Source organism: Proteiniclasticum ruminis DSM 24773 (assembly GCF_000701905.1).
Lineage (GTDB): Bacteria > Bacillota > Clostridia > Clostridiales > Clostridiaceae > Proteiniclasticum > Proteiniclasticum ruminis.
Genome location: NZ_JNKC01000001.1, coordinates 279,442 through 296,484, shown reverse-complemented (window position 1 = coordinate 296,484; position 17,043 = coordinate 279,442). Strand labels below are relative to the sequence as shown.

Here is a 17,043-nt window from a genome sequence, read left to right as displayed (position 1 = left end):
TTGCAAATTTAGTATACTATCAGATACTCTTCAAAATACCGCAAAAATCTCTTGTTCAGGTTAAAGAGGTTTTTTCCGTTTTTTAGGATTGATGAAAGTAGAACTCTATCCAGATTCTGTATCATATATGTTGATGGTCGATACTCTTTGCCTCGACAATTACGAAAAGTGGTAATCGTAGTTGCGTTTGAATTTACTTTTTTTAAAAAGTCTGTGTTTATTATTTCGTTCAGAATTGATTTTCCATCTATATCCATCAGTTGATTGTAAAGGTCCAGTTCGTTAACATCAAAGCTCTTTTGGGAATTATTTAATATGGCTGTTTGTCTTATTCTCAGATAATTTGATAATGAATTCTTATTATTTTGTAAATCAATTATTATTGATGCGAGGTGTTCAAAAGACATTGTTATTTTGGGTTTATTAATTTTACCGAGATACTCGTCATTTAGCACATGGATATTTGAGGCGATAAAATCTATTGGATACATGGATAAGTGAACACATAGTGTATTGTCGATGTCTGATTTTCCTATAATAGTCTGCTGATTATTACTAAAATAGTACTGATTAGACTCCTGAATGTAGTTAGCCACTGCTTCAAGGGAGACATATGCCTTTTTTACAAGGTTTCTCACTTTCATTGTGATTTCTTTGTCAGTTGATGCTCTTCGCAAATCTATTGTTCCTGACTTACATTCGAAGATGATAAGTTCCTTATCGGTCTTTGTTATAATATCTGTTTCAATTTTTTTCTTATTTGGCGGATAGTAATACATTCCATGGCCCGTATCCGAAAATTCTGTTTGAAGAAGGCTATAAGCAAGATTTTCAAAAGCTAAGCTTTTTCTTTGTTGGTACTGCGAAAATTCTCCATCTTTACAGGAGGTTCTATATAGGCTTTCAATTTGAAATAACATATAATCGAGAAACTCTTCAATACTCAATATAAACAGATTACCCTTTTTGCTATAAAGTTTTTTGATTTCAGGTTCTGGGTATTCATGCATATCCAAATTATAAGCGAATAAATCGAGAAAGATATTATAGCTTTTAAGTGTTATCTTTCCACATACACGTTGTAAGTCATCTAATCTAAAATAAAAGTCTTCACTACCAAGTAACCATTTCTTTTGGCTATTGGTTATCTTCAAGTTCGAAAAAGCATAAGTCTGTAAAAATAGTGCGTAAAGTGAAATAGATAAGACTAACTGGCTTAAATCTGTACGGTTCATTTTTAATGACTCAAAATAATCATCAGGTATGGATTTGATTACTAAGTCAATATAGATAAATCTAAGAAATATAGATTTTGGTTGTGGTATTTCTTTTATTAAAGGGTAATTTTGAAAAGTTTCATCACCAGTAAGTTGTTGTTTAGACATACATAGTTGATTATATTTTCTGAATTTATCAGAAATGTTCCCATATGGAAATAAAACTTCCTGAAGCATTTTTAGGGCAGCAATATCACTTATAGTGCTGTTATCTTTTTGTCCAAAATTATTATATTTTTCATACAAAAACTTTAAGATTCTAATCTCCTCCTTTTAGCTATATAATATATTTACAGTGATTTAATTGTAAACCTTTTAAGTTTCAGATTATAGTATAATTTTGGAGTGATAAAGATGGAAAATAAGCTAATGATACAAGAAATTCCAGAATTGATAAATTATCCTGGTATTATCAGAGCAGCAAAAGAGGGGACATTGGTCTTCTTCATTGGTGCTGGAGTATCAAAACTTTATGGTTTACCTGGATGGGACCAATATGCAAGAAATGAGTTAGAGCAATTATTTGAAGGTGGTCTTATTGATTATCAAACAATGGAAAAGTTATTACAGAGTAGAGATGCAAAGAAAATTCTTACATTAACAAGAATAATAAAAAACAGAACTTCGACTCAAAAAGAGTTTACATCAACGTCAAAAGATATTTTTAGCGTAAAATCAGGGAAAAACAGTGGATTAGAGAATAAAATTTATAAAGAACTCTTTGACTTGGACGCGATTTACATAACTACCAATTATGATGATTGTATCGATGTTTTTTGGCATAAACGAAATCAAATTTTGAATGAAGTCAAAGATGAGATATCAAAAAGCAATAGTAATGAGTTTGAGCAAATCAATGCGAATGGTGACTTAGAAGGTAGGATTATATTTAAAAAAGAGGATATTATCAAGTCGAAATTAGATACTTCTAATATTATACATTTACATGGAAGCTATGTTGATGAAGCAACAATGCTTGTAACTATTCCTGATTACTTGAACTTTTATGGGGTAAAAGGAACACAGGACAATCCTGGAATTGCAGATTTTTTGGATACTTTGTTCAATTCAGCCTATACAGTTGTTTTTTTAGGATACGGTCTTGAAGAATTCGAAATTCTGGAATATATGTTACAAAAAGTTGTGGATAGTAAAGTAGACCAGAAACATTTTATGCTTTATCCAACTTACCCATCTGAGAAAAAAATTATAGATTATTATTACGAATACTATAAGAATTTTGGTATTGAGATTATACCGTATGATATATCAGAAAAAGGATACATACAATTACAAGATATTATTAGTAACTGGTCATCAATACTTACAGACTTATGTAAACCCAAAAGTAATTATGTAAAAATCAAAGAATTACAGAAACTGATTAAAGAAATAAACGAAGATAGTAGCAAAGCTACACACAAAGTTAATACTGTAATAGATTATCTTGAAAGCAATAAAAATTTGGAAGTACATTTCTTTCTCAAAGAATTTGTTCCTAAGCTATTTCTTGACCTGGAAACAAGCGGTTTTTTTCAGTATTCAACTATTGGGAGAGTTCAAAATGAAGCGAAGTGTATTATTGAATATTGGCCTCAATCTAAGTACTTATTTGATTTAGTTGCACATGAAAGTAGTACTACTGACATCAAGTTAAAAGTAATAGATATTTATATGAATATAATGTCGCAAATGCTGATGGAACCTAAGGACTTAATAGATTATTCTGTCTTAAATAGTTTATTTGAGATAGTGACTTACTTAAAACCTAATGAAATTACAACTGATGTTTTGAGACAAATAACAATGTGTCTTGAGAAACCAACTCTAATTTCGTCAAATATCTTCAGAAAAAGCAAGGATGTTTTGAAGAGTTTAATATCTGAGGGAAACACGCTAAAAATTCAAGAAATGATATATATTGCATTTTTGTTATTAGAAGCAAACTTTGTATTTATATCATCTGTACAAGAAAGATATGATTCTGAGTTTTTGCTTCAACTTTCAGGGTTTATTGACAAGGAAACTCTTAAAAGGGTTATACGCCATATTGAGAAGTTTTTCGAACAAAATATCGTTTACTCAGTTATAAAGAATGAAGATGGAGTTGAAGAATTACTGGTAATTGTTACAAGGGGTAAGGAAGGTTTTCAAATCGAGACCCGGGAGTTTGGGTCATATGATGCTGATAGCTTCTTCAACAAGAACTTCACACGATATAAGTTGAAAGATAAATTTACCGTCAAAGGTTTAACCAGAGACGAATTTGTCCATCAAACCAGCTCTATCATAAAAGATTATGATATTGACTGGAATCAACTGTACACATCATTCTACGTACAATCAGCATATCAAGATATTTTAGTTATTTTGAAAGACACAAATAATTTGAAGATAGAATCTTTAACATTAATGAGAGATTTAATACATAGCACTATTTTGTCTGAGGTCAATTATAGAATCATACATGAACTTCTTGATGTTCTATATAAAAGTGAATACTTGGTTATGAAAAAAGTAGCTGTTAATCTATTAACTGAGTTCTTGGTTAAGCATCCATCGAAGAGTGACGATGTATTGAGGTTAGTTGACTTTGAATTCGTCATAACCTCACCGTATCTGAATGCTGAAGTTAAAAGATTGCTAAATTCTATACCGACTAATGTCAATGATGTGATATTGGGTAATATAATTACAATTATTGAACGATACCAGTCTGTTGATGAGGAAGAGAAACTGGTATGGAGATTTAAGAGGCTCAAAGAATTGAAGCACATTCCTAAAGTCTCCAAATTAATTGACGAGTCATATTCAACATTAAATCCAAACTATGAGATGATTCCTTTATTAGGTGAAATCGAAGGATTTGTGGTTGAAGAAAAGTCGCCTATTAGTGATGAAGAACTTTCTGAGTTATCAATTGATGTTATTATAGACTTTACATATGAGTTTAAAGAAAGTGGTAGATGGGAACAGCCATCGATTGCCGGTCTTGAACTTGCATTATCAAGGGATGTGAAGAATAATCCTAATAAGTATTTTTCAAGTATAGACAAACTACTAAAGATTGATACGAATTATTATTATAAAATCATATCGAGTCTTTTTGATTGGGATGAAAAGAATAATCTGAAAGAAGCCATAGTGTTACTTGGAAATGTGAATGATTATATTTCACTGTTTTTGACAGGAGTATTGAAAAATAAGGATTCAAATGAAATGGCTTCAGTTTGTAGGAGAGTATGCGAGTATATAGACAAGGGGATTGGTGATAACAAATTTGACGAGGAAGAGGTTAAAAAGATTGCACAGTTATTGTTAGTACTCCTTGAGAAAAGTAATGATGTAGAGTTACCAAGGACTGATTTAGAAGGTATAACTCTAACAATCAATTCTCTTCAAGGAAGCATAATCAAAAGTACAATAATGTTTTTGGATTATACATCTAAAGATAAATACAATGATTTAAATATCGAAGAAAGAATATTTATGTATTTTAATAATTACTCTATTCAAAAATCTGTAGAATTTTATGTATGGTTTGGTGTTTACTCCAGTTATTTTAAAAATCGTTTCCTTAGTTTTTATCGTAAAGTATTTTCAATGATTGAAAAAAATTCATCTGAATGGATTAATTTTCTTGAAGGTTACTTATATAGTTCGAGGGTAAATAGGAATGTTTATCAAGATATGATTCCTCACTATATTGAAGGTTTCAGTGATATAAAGTTAAACACAAACAGTAAGAGGAGAATTGCGGAACATTTAGTAATCGGATATATAAATGATTTTGATACTTCGATGAGTATAGAAATGCTATTGAATACTTTGCTCAAGAAGGAAGAATACAATAATATTCTGCTTATAATTAATAGTATTAGTGATTTTTATTCACGAAGCGAAGAGGATAGATTATCTGGAATTTCCAAGACTGCTCAGAAGGTTTGGAATTATATTTACAGGAAATGTAGTTCTAAAGGAACAGAAATTGAAGGACTAAGAAGAATAGCTGAAAATTCATTGAAGCTTATGAAATGTATTGGTACATTAAACTCTACAAATCTGAGTGAAGTTTTATTTTTTATCAAACATATTAATTCTGAATATGTTATTTACGATGTATATACTTGGTTATACGAGTTATTTGAATCGAATTGTTCAGTTGAAAACACAAAAAATATTGCTACTGTTTTATTGGGCATGTCGAAAGTAATTAATTTTACCTTCGACTATGACCATCCTATTAAAGATTTTATCGAGTCTCTACTCGTACATGCTGATGAAAACACAAAGGATATTATACAAGACATTCAGAATGAGTTCGCTAAAAGAAACGATACCAGGTTAATTGATATTAAGGTGAATTGATAAGTTCTTTGTATTTTTATTAAATCAGATATTTTTGTTCATAGAATAATCTTTATTGTTGACTATCTTCGAGGATTATTAATTATGATGAAGAGTACGTTTATCCTGAATCTGTTTCCTTATAATGTATGCATTCTGAGATTCCATGAACAAAGATGCATTGATGATGTCTTCAATTAAAGTTCTTCCTAAAACTTAATCCTTGTTTATCATCGTTGATAATTAAGATGCAAACAACAAATATAAATACAAGGTCGCTCCATTGCAGGGCTATCTTTCTATTTTTCCTTTGGAAGATAAGCCTCATTCAAGCTCATCCTATACCACAACTAAATTAAAATGCGGTTCTGGTCCTGGGAGCTCCGTCTGATGCACAGAATATTGAAATCAACACATCTATTAAAAAGAAACATGCGATTATGGTTGAAAAAGTTATAGTAAAAACATAAATTTATAGTAAATATGATGTATAAAAGAATGCAAATAAGCACCCTAATCAGAATGAAGACCACTCCAAACAGGAGTGGTTTTCTACATTTTCAAGTCACTTAAGAAGTGAAACCAGGTTAAATGAAAGAATTCAAGAGATATTAATGGCTGAGGAATTACAATTGAAATAATTGGTTCGTGCAGAATTTATCATGTTTTTACGGACGAAGTGCAGAAACTATACCATTTTTCTGTACAAAGTGCATAAATCATAGAAATTTGAGGGACGGACATTTAAAGATATAGCTGTAATTCCAACCTCCCGCTCCGTACGGAGCGAATTTCTCTGAAAACTTAGTTCTCGTTTTCACCTAATAGAAGTTTTGTAACCGCTCCGCCATCTCTGAAGCTGTTGCTTCCGAGATGCCGTCGCTGCTGTATCTCTTATTCATAATATGGCTATTTTAAGCTCCTTTATTCTCTCAACTTAAATCCATTAATCTTCTCCCATAAAATATTATAACTATCGAATAGAGATGGATAAAACAAGAATGAATATTGAGCGAAGTTTATCCCATTGTTCTCTATTTAAACTTTGCACAGCTTCGCCATACTATGGCATTGACAGAGAAATAATGAATAATCTCCTTTACACAATCCTATGAGCTCCCTGATTATTCTATAAAAAAACATCCCTAAGTGATATGGAAGAATGGTTTATGGGCAATAAAACTATAAAATCTGTTTCTAAAACCAGGAAGTAGATGGGAAAAGGTCCTCAAAATGGATTTTGAGGACCAGAGAGGCTCCTTTGAGCACCCCTATAGGCACATATCTATTTTCGCCATCAATTAGGACAAGTAACGTATAGGAGTAAGAAAAGGATGCCGACGGCTTGAAATGGATATAAAAACTTACAATAACTATATGAAGACCGCTCCATTATGGAACAGTCTTTCGCATTCCTCAGATAAATCACTGAAAACCTCCAGCTCCTCCCTGTGAGCTCCTACCAAATGATTTCCAATACGAATTCCATTTCCTCCAACCGTCTATAAGGCCAGTTCTACTTCCTTGTAAATTCCAGTATTTTCTCCAATACAAAAGCATATTTGCTTCCATTGTTCAGCTCCCCTGAGACCCCATTTTAATAACGAAAGCCGCTCCTATTTTTTCTCATTTACAGATTAATATTCTGTTCGCTCTCCTGATTTTTCCCATTTAACCGGCCGGGATAAAGAGAAACTATCCTTCTTAAAGCACTTGAATTCATTGTCATCCATGTCAAAGTTTCATGATAGTTATAAAGAAAATCAGACCTATTAAAATCAATTATTCGTTATGCCTATTGGAGTATGAGACCACAGGATGGATGCGAATGGGTCTGCCCAACAGGGTTATCGTGAGCAACTGTTGTAGTGGGCGAGATGCAATTCCGCCTGCATCCTTTTGGCCAGAGGCCATGAATATCAAGGAAAGTATAATGGGAAAACTTCTCCACGAAGGTTTAATGGACTTATGAAGAGAGCCTCTAAGCACCTCAAGATAGTCCCCAAAGGAGAAGTTAGGTAAGAATGACGATAGCAGTGAATATGCAGCTCTGGACGGCTATGCCGGCCTTTTCTAAAAGGGAAAGGAAAGGGAAGAGTAATGATGGAACACCACCCACAAGGGATTGTGGGGGTGTAAGAATGGGAGATAAAAGGGACGTTGGATGGGGAAATTGAGGAGAAAAAGAAAGGAATAGGCTTCCACAGAGGGCTGTGAGGCCTAAAGAGATAGGGTGAGGTGGTGGTAATCTGAGGGAGTTCGGATTGAAAGAAAGTGTGATATTGGATGAATTAATTTAGTCCATTAAAGGGATATAAAAGGACTCCTGAAGGGGTGATTGAAGGAACCAGGACGTGTTTACTGCATGAAAAAACGCCCCACAAGGGGCGAGATATCCAAGATATTTCACGTTAATGAGATGACTGATTGCGATTTTTCAGGACGAAGTTGAAATTGCTTATGACCATTCCACGAAGTACATCCAAGGGTGATAACCGAGATTCCTCAGAAAGTTCATCCAAAAGAGCCTTGGTATACTCATCCAATTGGATAGGAAGGTGACAAGTCATCAGGGGGTTCGTGTTCCTCACAGATGTTGCTAAATCAAAGCATATACCAGAATCCAATATAAAGGTAAATTGTGATTCGATTAGTTTTCGAAGAATCGTCGAGTAGTTATCTTTGTAATTATCGGTAAGTATATCCAAATAGGCTCCCGTGGCGGTATCAAACTGAACATTGATTAAATATTTGTCTTCTTTTAACATTATTTTCTCCTTTCTGAATCAAGTGTGTTATTTGGCTTAATGGTATATAGGAGATGGAAGGGGGCCCAGTCAAGTAATCACGAAAAATAAAAAGGAAACGGTGGAGTCCGGCCGGGGTTAAGGCTTAACAAAAAACATCCCCAAAGTGCGTAATATCTAAGCAATGTCGTTTTGATGAATAGACTGTCTGAGAGCTAACTGCAATCCCCAAAATTCTCGTATGACCATTCCACGAAGAAACGCAGAGAGTGACATGCCTGACTTATCTACTAAGCAATCCAAAAGTTCCAGTAATTCCTTATCCATACGAATAGAAAAGTTATGTGAATTTGGAAAGGAATCAAACTCAGCTGATAGCAGGCAAGTATAACAGGCCTCTGACTCAAGGATGTCTTCGAAGTTGTCGATGACCAAGCTTTGAAAAACCGAAGAGAGTGTTTATTTGTCAGAGTAGTTAAAAATTGCTTTCAGATAGGCAGTTGATATGGTATTCAGGCTGATTGAGATTGATTTTTCTTTTTCTTCTTCATGGCTTTTTCCTCCAATTTTTTGTTGTGCGGTTTTATAGGATAAAAATTCGTCAATGTCAAAGAATTCGGGGGAATATTTGAAAAAATGTAATATTTTGGATTGAAAAACGCTCCGAAAGGGGCGTTAAAAAAGGAGAAAACATAAGACCATAATTTGGTTTTGGGAACTAAGAAACTTAGAAACAGAAAAGTGTTTGAAAAATAAAAAGTTCATCCAAAACTAAAAAATACTCTTCTAAAAACTTGACTATAAATCCTAAAGACTGCTGAAAGTACTATGAATTATAAGTTTGCTGAGAAGAATATAGAACGAGGATTTCATATCTTAGAAATATTCTTATATAGATTCGGAACAACTGAATTGCAAAACATATAGATTTTATTATCGAATTTCCACTATCAGGGAACGAGTTGAAATGCCTCCAAAGCCTTGCTGCTTATAAAAAGAGATTATATAACCTGATAAGTAGACAAAACCTCCCGAAAGGATACTAAATAGAACCCCCGAAATAACTCTTATAGTCTTTTATACCAGGTTTTACTTTTAAGGAAAGGGAAAGAAAAAGAGAAGTAAAGGGTCAACGACAGGGGATTGTGAAAATTAAAATGGATATCAAAAAAGTTCAAAGTGAATGTATTATCGAATTTTGAACTGAAATTTGAGATATCCTAATTAATGTAAGTAGAATATTAGTATTCAATTGAGCCTGACCATCTAAAAATAGAACAGTTTTTGAAGGTCTATGCATTCCGGGTATTCAGGGGATTGTTATATAGGAAAAGGAAACTTTTCAGGGAGAACCTGGGAAAAATTGGATATTCATGAGAATAATGGAATAGAGAAAGTGTCATAGTCTGACAATAAAGAATAAAGTTAATAGATAGAACTTCCACAAAGAAGTTAATGGAGACCTTTTACGATAGATTTTGAGTACTACATAAAGGTTAAATATTGCGGGAATAAGCAGGTGATGAAAAAAATAAAGATTGAGTAGTTCTGGACCGCTATAGTTGATTCTATGCAATTTCAATATCGTTATGTAATAAATGGGATTGGACAATATTGGAGTACTGTTATTATTGAGATTTGCTATTAAACGTACTTATTTGATAAGGACTGTAGCTGAGTATAGGTCCATATCTACACAACTTTGGTGTATAGATAGGACTGAGGAAGCCAATTAAGATAGTTCTGAAATTTTCCTTCTCAAACAATTCGGTCTACTATCATAGTAAGCAATCTTCAATCTTAATATATGTTATTAATATATAAAATGTAAAAAGAATAAAATAAAAAGAAAGATGTTTTATTTTTCGAATTCATGCTACAATGGTGCTGCAATAAGATATTAATACAATATGCAAAAATAGACATTATAAAGGAGTGTTGTTCTAATGAGAAATAAAATGCTTTCAGATTTTCTGAATATCGAAGAGACTTTAGAAAAGACTGTAACAGCACGTAATTCAAGTGAATACGAAAGAATTGTAAGGTTATCAGAAATCTTGACTGGGTGTCCTTTCACAAATCGTCAACTTAAAGAAGTGGAGACTATTTGGAAGGCAAGCATGAATGAGCAATTATGTCGTCAACAACCAGGAGTAATAAATTCGGTGTTTTGTACTCATAGAAATGTGAGCGAGTTCGTTATGGAAAACTTTTTAAGTGTATCTTTCAAAGGCTATGATAGCATTCACTATAGATTTGATGATATCTTTATTACTGGAATATTGGTATCGAAAGTACTTCGAAAATGGGAGAAAGAATTAATCAATATGAGTTCAGATACCCTAAGAGCACTATTTGTGTACATAGAATTAATGCGTATCATTGATTCATCTCATGGCCTTGCAACAGAAGAGTTGACTGCACCAACTGAACTAATAAAAAGTGTATTTGAATGTATTGATAAAAACATACTGGGTGAAGAGATACCGAAGGTTGTTGATGAATTGAAAAGTGTTGAGACATACGTTAAGAGTATTGAGCTTGATAATATCAATGGATATACATTTAAGTTCCATCTTCCAATCAGTTATGACTTAGATAAATTCGACATTTTTAAGGCAATAGTATAAGTATCATACTCGCATTATCTAAGGTGTGCTCTTGTATCATGTGACTGATAAAGATTCCATAATATATGAATGAAAGACCCATAATTTCTGCTTGGCCATTCCGCATAAGAATGGCTTTTTTTATGTTATCCATGCAGAAGAAAATCGTTTTGAGGTGTAAAGTACTGTATGGATGTGATTAGCTGCCAAACCCTTCTATATTTTTGGTCACTTTATCTTTGCAATGATTGGCCATACAGTTACATACAGTGCAAAGTATGACTTTAATTAATAACTAAATTGCATCTTGTGAATAATTAAAACGGTGCCCCTATGCGAGAATTCGAGCATAGGAAGTATGCTGAGAAAGATAGCCCTTTAGGGTTATAGTTCCAGCATGCTTTGCAGCAGGGAGATGCAGTTCCGTCTGCAGTCATTCTCCTAAGCCGAAAGGTTTAGGGAATGCGACATGCTGCTATTGGAAGAATAGTGGAAAGAAATAGAGTAATTTCGGATTGGACAGAGTTTAGTGGTATTGCTGGCCTTATAGAATGGATAGCACTTATGCAACATTGCATTTATGAATTAAGGCATAGTGTTCATAATAGCAGTGCAAGTGTTTAGTATGATAAGAAGAATCCTTAATTAAATAGATATGATGGGGATTTGTTAGATTGTCCACGAAAAAATGTCCGGTATCATAAGTACTAAACATTTGATTGTGTAGGAGAGATAGGTTGAATCGGCAGAAAGTTCAATATCGTACGGAATAATTTCATTCCACTGATTACTTAAAACAATAGACTATAGGATTTCATTAAAATTGTGGCTTTGTGGAAAATGGATTGACACTAATAAAAGAGTGAGACCAGTAACACGGTTTCTGTATTGCTTAAAATATTATGGAATATAGATAAATTAGTTTGAAATTCATAAATATAATTAGGAATACTGAAAGTAATTCCAAGTGACAATATGAAATTTCGATTACAGCGTAATTTTAAGGGTAAATAAACCTATTATGGAAAAAACAAAGGAATAGAAAGAATAAACGAAGCTGAAGATTCAGGAGTCAGTATGTGTTAAAAGCTCACAGAATGGAAAAGACCACTTCATGCGAAGCGGTCTTCAAAGAATAAGTTTCCGTAAAAAAGAAGAGTTTTCTGACATCACCTTGTAGGAGTTGTTAATACAATTATAATCAGAATTTTTCGGGTATCAAGTGTGGTTCGCTACCCAACCAGAATTAGCAGCTCTAATACTACTTTCAATACTCGTTTCTTTTAAGAGACATGTATGCCAGCTAATATAAGTTTTCTTGCGGACAGTATCCAGAGACAGCATAGTGTTTCGTTTAACGCTACTCCGATTTGTCTCATCAATATCATAATCAGTTGGAAATCTTCTCATGTGCCCTCCACGGAATCCTCAGTATGCTTCTTACAATGAGTACAAGGTTTTGCTTTTATATCTATACTCTTATGCAATCCAAACAACATCAGCAAAGAAAACAATAAGAAAAATCAACGAATAGCGTATACGTAAAAAGGAAATGACTTGAATGACGATTGTTGAAAGATTTGAATACAAAAATATACCATGATAGTAATGGATGCAAAGTGGACAGGAAATACTTAGTTAGATTCTGATATGCTTTCATTATCCAAGTGCGAATAAACGGAATTAAGCATACTTTTATAAGTCTAAATCCACGTCTATCTTCTCTAAGTCTTTCAATGTGATTCCAAACTCATTCATGACTTCATCCATTGTATTAGTAGCTTTAGAGGAAATAGTCATACGGTTTAAGGCTGTGAGCAAGAGTTCATAATTTTCTACAATTTCATTCATCTCATCAAATCTTGCAGGAGAAATGAGTACAGCTAACTTTTTATTCTCATCATATACTTCAGTTACACCCAGTTCGATTAAATCTTCAAAAATCTTCCTGAAATTTTCATGACCTAACTCAGAAATACTTACAGCTGTTATATTATTCACTTTTTTAAAATCCATAGCCGGACCTCCTATTAATCTTATTTTAAAGTCATGACCGATTTTGGGATATTAATTAAGGACTTTCTGAACAAAGATTACATGGATATCATACATTCTATTTTAAACTCTACAGAAGAAATAAAAAAGGCTGATTATGTTTTATAAGAATCCGGTTTAGTATACTTAATACATTATTATCGATAGAGTTCTTGATACGGGACTGTGGTTGTTATCAGAAATACAAGTCAGGATAATGTCTCATTTTTCTGGGTAGCATTATAGATATAATATGATATAATTAGTATTAGAATACTTTATGACAAGTGATAAAAATTAGCCATTTTTAAGAGGGCAACTTCTTATGAGGTATTCTTAAAATATTGAATAGTACAAGATAGTGAATTTTGAAAAGAGGGGTTTTATGAACAAGTATAATGCTTACAAGTATGTTATTAACGTTAAAGAGTCAATCTCTTCCACCGAATTATTGGATTTGTTCTCAGCATCTAAAGAGGATGGTATTTTGAAAGTGAAAGCCATACAAGGTAAAAGTAGGGTAATAATATATGCATTGGAAAAAGACTTTTCTTTTGGGAAATACGGAGATTTAGTTGGAGATATTGAGAACCTTACATACTATGAGTTGTCTGAGTATGATAATTTTGAATTGAAATTGAAAAATGAACTTTATGATATGAGTAATGAGTTCTGTCTTTCGGCATGGATAGAGAACAATTAGTCTAATGTGTAAGTTTATGTAAGTGTTTGAGAGGGGTTCCTCTCTTTTTTATTAGATATTACAAAATCACTCGTTATCGATGCTGGTTTTGAAAGAAGCATAGAAAGAGGCTTACTTCAAATTTTATCAATTGTCCTAATAAAGGTACAACATATGGTATATAATTATTTGTAAAGAGTTATATTTGATTTTAATTATGGGAGGAAATTTATGAGTGAAGTAGAAGTATTTGAGAGTGGTGTTGAGCTAAGAACGAAAGTTGGGGTGAATATTGCTGAGAAATCAGCGGTTATTTGGAACATAGCAGATATGCTAAGGGGGCTTTATAAGCCTCATGAGTATGGAAATGTTATTATCCCTATGACAGTTATCAAGAGGTTCAATGACTGTTTAAAGCCCACAAGAGAGGCTGTGTGGAAGAAATATGAAGAAGTAAAACACTTTGAAGTGAAAGATGGATTTCTGAAATCCGCATCTGGATACCAGTTTTACAATGTAAGCAAATTTGATTTCAATACCTTGTTAGCGGACCCCAACAATATCGAAGAGAATTTTAGAAGTTATCTTGCTGGATTCTCTGATAATGTACAGGATATCCTGGAAAACTTTAAGTTTGATGTGGAGATTAAAACACTTGCTGATAGTGGAAAACTATTTTATGTAATCCAAGAGTTCAACACTCAAAAAGCTGATATGAGTCCAGATAAGATTACTTCTGTAGATATGGGGTATATTTTTGAGGACCTTATTAAGAGGTTCTCTGAAAGCTATAACGAAGAGGCTGGAGCCCACTTTACCAGTAGAGATATCATCTACACCATGGTGGACCTTCTTGTAGAATCAGAGAAAGTATCACTGATAAACGACGGCGTAGTAAAGACGGTTTATGATATGGCCATGGGAACTTCCCAGATGCTTGGCTGCATGGATGAAAGACTAACTCAGTTTGATGAGGATGCTGAGGTTACTTCCTTTGGACAGGAAATCAACCCTCAGACCTTCGCCATCGCAAAGGCAGATGCTCTTATCCGAGGAGAAGATGCAGATAATATGAGAAAAGGTGATACCTTAGCAGATGATAAGTTCAGTGGGTATACCTTTGACTTCATTATAAGTAACCCTCCATTTGGCATTGATTGGAAGTCCTCAAAACCTGCTGTAGAGAAGGAAGCCAAAACAGGAGATAAAGGTAGATTTGGTATGGGATTACCACCTGTATCTGATGGACAGATGCTCTTTACCCTTAATGGGTTAAAGAAACTAAAAGATACAGGTAGAATGTGTATCGTTCATAATGGAAGTCCACTCTTTACAGGAGATGCTGGTTCAGGTCCTTCTGAAATCAGAAGATACATTCTGGAAAACGATTGGCTTGATACAATCGTTCAGCTTGGTACAGATATGTTTTACAATACGGGTATCACAACCTATCTATGGATATTGGATAAAGATAAACCTTCTTACCGTGCAGGTAAGGTTCAGCTCATTGACGCATCAAATTGCTATGAGAAGAGAAGGAAGTCCATAGGAAGCAAAAGAAATGACATCACAGATAAGGCCAGAGAGCTTATCGTCAAAACTTATCTTGAGTTCGAGAACAAGGAATACGAGGATGGAAAGCTGAAAACAGAGTCCAAGATATTTGATACCGTTGATTTTGGTTACAACAAAATTGTCATTGAATCTCCTGAGAGAGATGAGGATGGGAATATTGTTTTGAAAAAGGGTAAACCTGTTGCAGACTCAAGTCTTCGAGATACCGAGAATGTACCTCTAACGGAAGATATCGATTCCTACTTCGAAAGAGAAGTTAAGCCTTTCAACCCAGATGCTTGGATAGACAAGAGTAAAACAAAGGTCGGATACGAGATTCCATTCACCAGGTATTTTTATAAGTATGTTGCACCAGAGAAATCAGAGGTAATCGCTAAGAGAATCCTGGAAGTGGAGAAAGAGCTAATGGCTTCACTGAGAGCTCTTTTTGAGAAGGATGGTGGAAAGAGTGAGTAGAGAGATGAAGGATAGTGGAGTCGAGTGGATTGGAGAAATTCCCCAATATTGGAATGTATATAAAATGAGAAGACTCGGAGCATTTACTGCAAGTGGAATTGACAAAAAAATAAATGAGGATGAAGTTCCAGTCAGAATCATTAATTATGTTGATGTTTATAGAAATAGAAAGATGAAAATTGATAGCACAATAGATTTTATGGAGGTAACTTGTTCAGAAGAAAAAAGACAAAATAATCTTGTGAGTGTTGGAGATATGATATTTACTCCAAGTTCAGAAACGAGTGATGAAATTGGCATATCGTCTGTTGTATATGAGACTGTAGAAAATTTATCCTATAGTTATCATGTATTAAGATTTCGACCTTACTCATACATTGACATAGATTTATCATTTAGAAAATATCTGTGTAATAATCACTCAACGTACAGTTATTTTTCAAGTCATGCTTGGGGGACAATTAGAAAAACGCTTAGTCGAGATGATTTTAAAGAAACTCCAGTAGTTTTACCATCTATTTTTGAACAGAAAAGAATTGCTGATTTCCTCGATAATAAATTAATACATATCGATGAAATCATAGATAAAACCAAATCCACCATAGAAGACTACAAACTCCTCAAACAATCCATCATCACAGAAGCGGTGACAAAAGGATTGGATAAGAATGTGGAGATGAAAGATTCGGGGATTGAGTGGGTAGGTATGATTCCAAAACATTGGGAAGTAGTAAAAATAAAGCATCTATTCGATGTAATAAATGAGAGAAATGAAAATGAAGGTGCGATTTTGTTATCACTATTCACTGCTTTGGGTGTTGCACCACGTTCTGAAATGGAAGATAAAGGCAATAAAGCAAGTACAGTTATAAATTACAAGATTGTAAAGAAAGGCGACTTAATCGTCAATAAACTTCTTGCTTGGATGGGAGCAGTAGCTTTTTCTGATTACAATGGCGTTACAAGTCCAGACTACGATGTTTACAGATTAAAAAGAAACTCAAATGCATTCAAACAATACTATGAGTGGTACTTTAGATTTACCAATTTTAAGGATGATTGTTATAAATACGGAAGAGGAATAATGATGATGAGGTGGAGGACATACTCGTCAGAGTTTAAAATGATTGATATTGTTAATCCACCATATTCTGAACAAGTTGAAATATATGAATACTTGAAATTAAAAGTCAGGGAGATAGATTCTTTAATTGAGAAAAAAAATAGATTATTACTTGAACTCGAAACATATAAAAAATCACTCGTCTATGAATATGTCACTGGAAAGAAAGAAGTAGAGTAAAGAGGGGGGACCA

Annotated in this window: 10 protein-coding genes; 6 read left to right on the top strand and 4 right to left on the bottom strand. The window is 33.5% G+C overall.

The window, feature by feature from the left end:
• Positions 1-8: 8 nt before the first annotated feature.
• The gene (locus tag T487_RS0101445; protein ID WP_031573129.1) at positions 9-1,523 is read right to left on the bottom strand and encodes a hypothetical protein; all 1,515 of its coding nucleotides are present in this window, start codon (positions 1,521-1,523) and stop codon (positions 9-11) included.
• A 108-nt stretch (positions 1,524-1,631) separates the two neighbouring features.
• Here T487_RS0101445 and T487_RS0101440 point away from each other — a divergent pair, with 108 nt between their 5' ends.
• Both T487_RS0101440 and T487_RS16360 read left to right on the top strand, forming a co-directional pair.
• Complete coding sequence (locus T487_RS0101440; protein WP_031573128.1) at positions 1,632-5,645, top strand: SIR2 family protein; 4,014 nt, start codon at positions 1,632-1,634, stop codon at positions 5,643-5,645.
• Between the two features lie 2,003 nt (positions 5,646-7,648).
• On the top strand, positions 7,649-7,801 hold the full coding sequence (locus T487_RS16360) for a hypothetical protein (protein ID WP_155953232.1): 153 nt from the start codon (positions 7,649-7,651) through the stop codon (positions 7,799-7,801).
• Positions 7,802-8,035: 234 nt separating this feature from the next.
• On the opposite strand, the gene T487_RS0101415 is transcribed toward T487_RS16360, so the two are convergent.
• Together T487_RS0101415 and T487_RS16815 are read right to left on the bottom strand one after the other, a co-directional pair.
• The gene (locus tag T487_RS0101415; protein WP_031573126.1) at positions 8,036-8,392 is read right to left on the bottom strand and encodes a hypothetical protein; all 357 of its coding nucleotides are present in this window, start codon (positions 8,390-8,392) and stop codon (positions 8,036-8,038) included.
• Between the two features lie 156 nt (positions 8,393-8,548).
• Positions 8,549-8,806 (bottom strand): ribbon-helix-helix domain-containing protein, encoded by a 258-nt coding sequence (locus T487_RS16815; protein WP_074542573.1) that lies wholly within the window; start codon positions 8,804-8,806, stop codon positions 8,549-8,551.
• 1,511 nt (positions 8,807-10,317) lie between these two features.
• On the opposite strand from T487_RS16815, the gene T487_RS0101410 reads away from it, so the two are divergent.
• Positions 10,318-11,001 carry a hypothetical protein gene (locus T487_RS0101410; protein ID WP_031573124.1) on the top strand — a complete coding sequence of 228 codons (684 nt, stop codon included), beginning with the start codon at positions 10,318-10,320 and terminating at the stop codon, positions 10,999-11,001.
• A 1,674-nt stretch (positions 11,002-12,675) separates the two neighbouring features.
• Here the strand turns inward: T487_RS0101410 and T487_RS0101400 are convergent.
• A complete protein-coding gene (locus T487_RS0101400; RefSeq protein WP_031573116.1) occupies positions 12,676-12,996 on the bottom strand; it encodes a hypothetical protein in 321 nt (106 codons plus the stop codon).
• 379 nt (positions 12,997-13,375) lie between these two features.
• Here T487_RS0101400 and T487_RS0101395 point away from each other — a divergent pair, with 379 nt between their 5' ends.
• The 3 genes from T487_RS0101395 to T487_RS0101385 all read left to right on the top strand — a co-directional run bounded on the left by T487_RS0101395 (position 13,376) and on the right by T487_RS0101385 (position 17,030).
• Complete coding sequence (locus tag T487_RS0101395; RefSeq protein WP_162178205.1) at positions 13,376-13,717, top strand: hypothetical protein; 342 nt, start codon at positions 13,376-13,378, stop codon at positions 13,715-13,717.
• 210 nt (positions 13,718-13,927) lie between these two features.
• Positions 13,928-15,727 (top strand): type I restriction-modification system subunit M, encoded by a 1,800-nt coding sequence (locus tag T487_RS0101390; protein ID WP_031573111.1) that lies wholly within the window; start codon positions 13,928-13,930, stop codon positions 15,725-15,727.
• On the top strand, positions 15,720-17,030 hold the full coding sequence (locus T487_RS0101385) for a restriction endonuclease subunit S (RefSeq protein WP_031573108.1): 1,311 nt from the start codon (positions 15,720-15,722) through the stop codon (positions 17,028-17,030). The genes T487_RS0101390 and T487_RS0101385 overlap by 8 nt, the downstream gene beginning before the upstream one ends.
• Positions 17,031-17,043: the final 13 nt, after the last annotated feature.

Bases quoted from the DNA above. Each gene is read 5' to 3' on its own strand.
- T487_RS0101440 (WP_031573128.1), top strand. From the start codon at position 1,632: ATGGAAAATAAGCTAATGATACAAGAAATTCCAGAATTGATAAATTAT.
- T487_RS16360 (WP_155953232.1), top strand. From the start codon at position 7,649: ATGACGATAGCAGTGAATATGCAGCTCTGGACGGCTATGCCGGCCTTT.
- T487_RS0101410 (WP_031573124.1), top strand. From the start codon at position 10,318: ATGAGAAATAAAATGCTTTCAGATTTTCTGAATATCGAAGAGACTTTA.
- T487_RS0101390 (WP_031573111.1), top strand. From the start codon at position 13,928: ATGAGTGAAGTAGAAGTATTTGAGAGTGGTGTTGAGCTAAGAACGAAA.
- T487_RS0101415 (WP_031573126.1), bottom strand. From the start codon at position 8,392: ATGTTAAAAGAAGACAAATATTTAATCAATGTTCAGTTTGATACCGCC.
- T487_RS0101400 (WP_031573116.1), bottom strand. From the start codon at position 12,996: ATGGATTTTAAAAAAGTGAATAATATAACAGCTGTAAGTATTTCTGAG.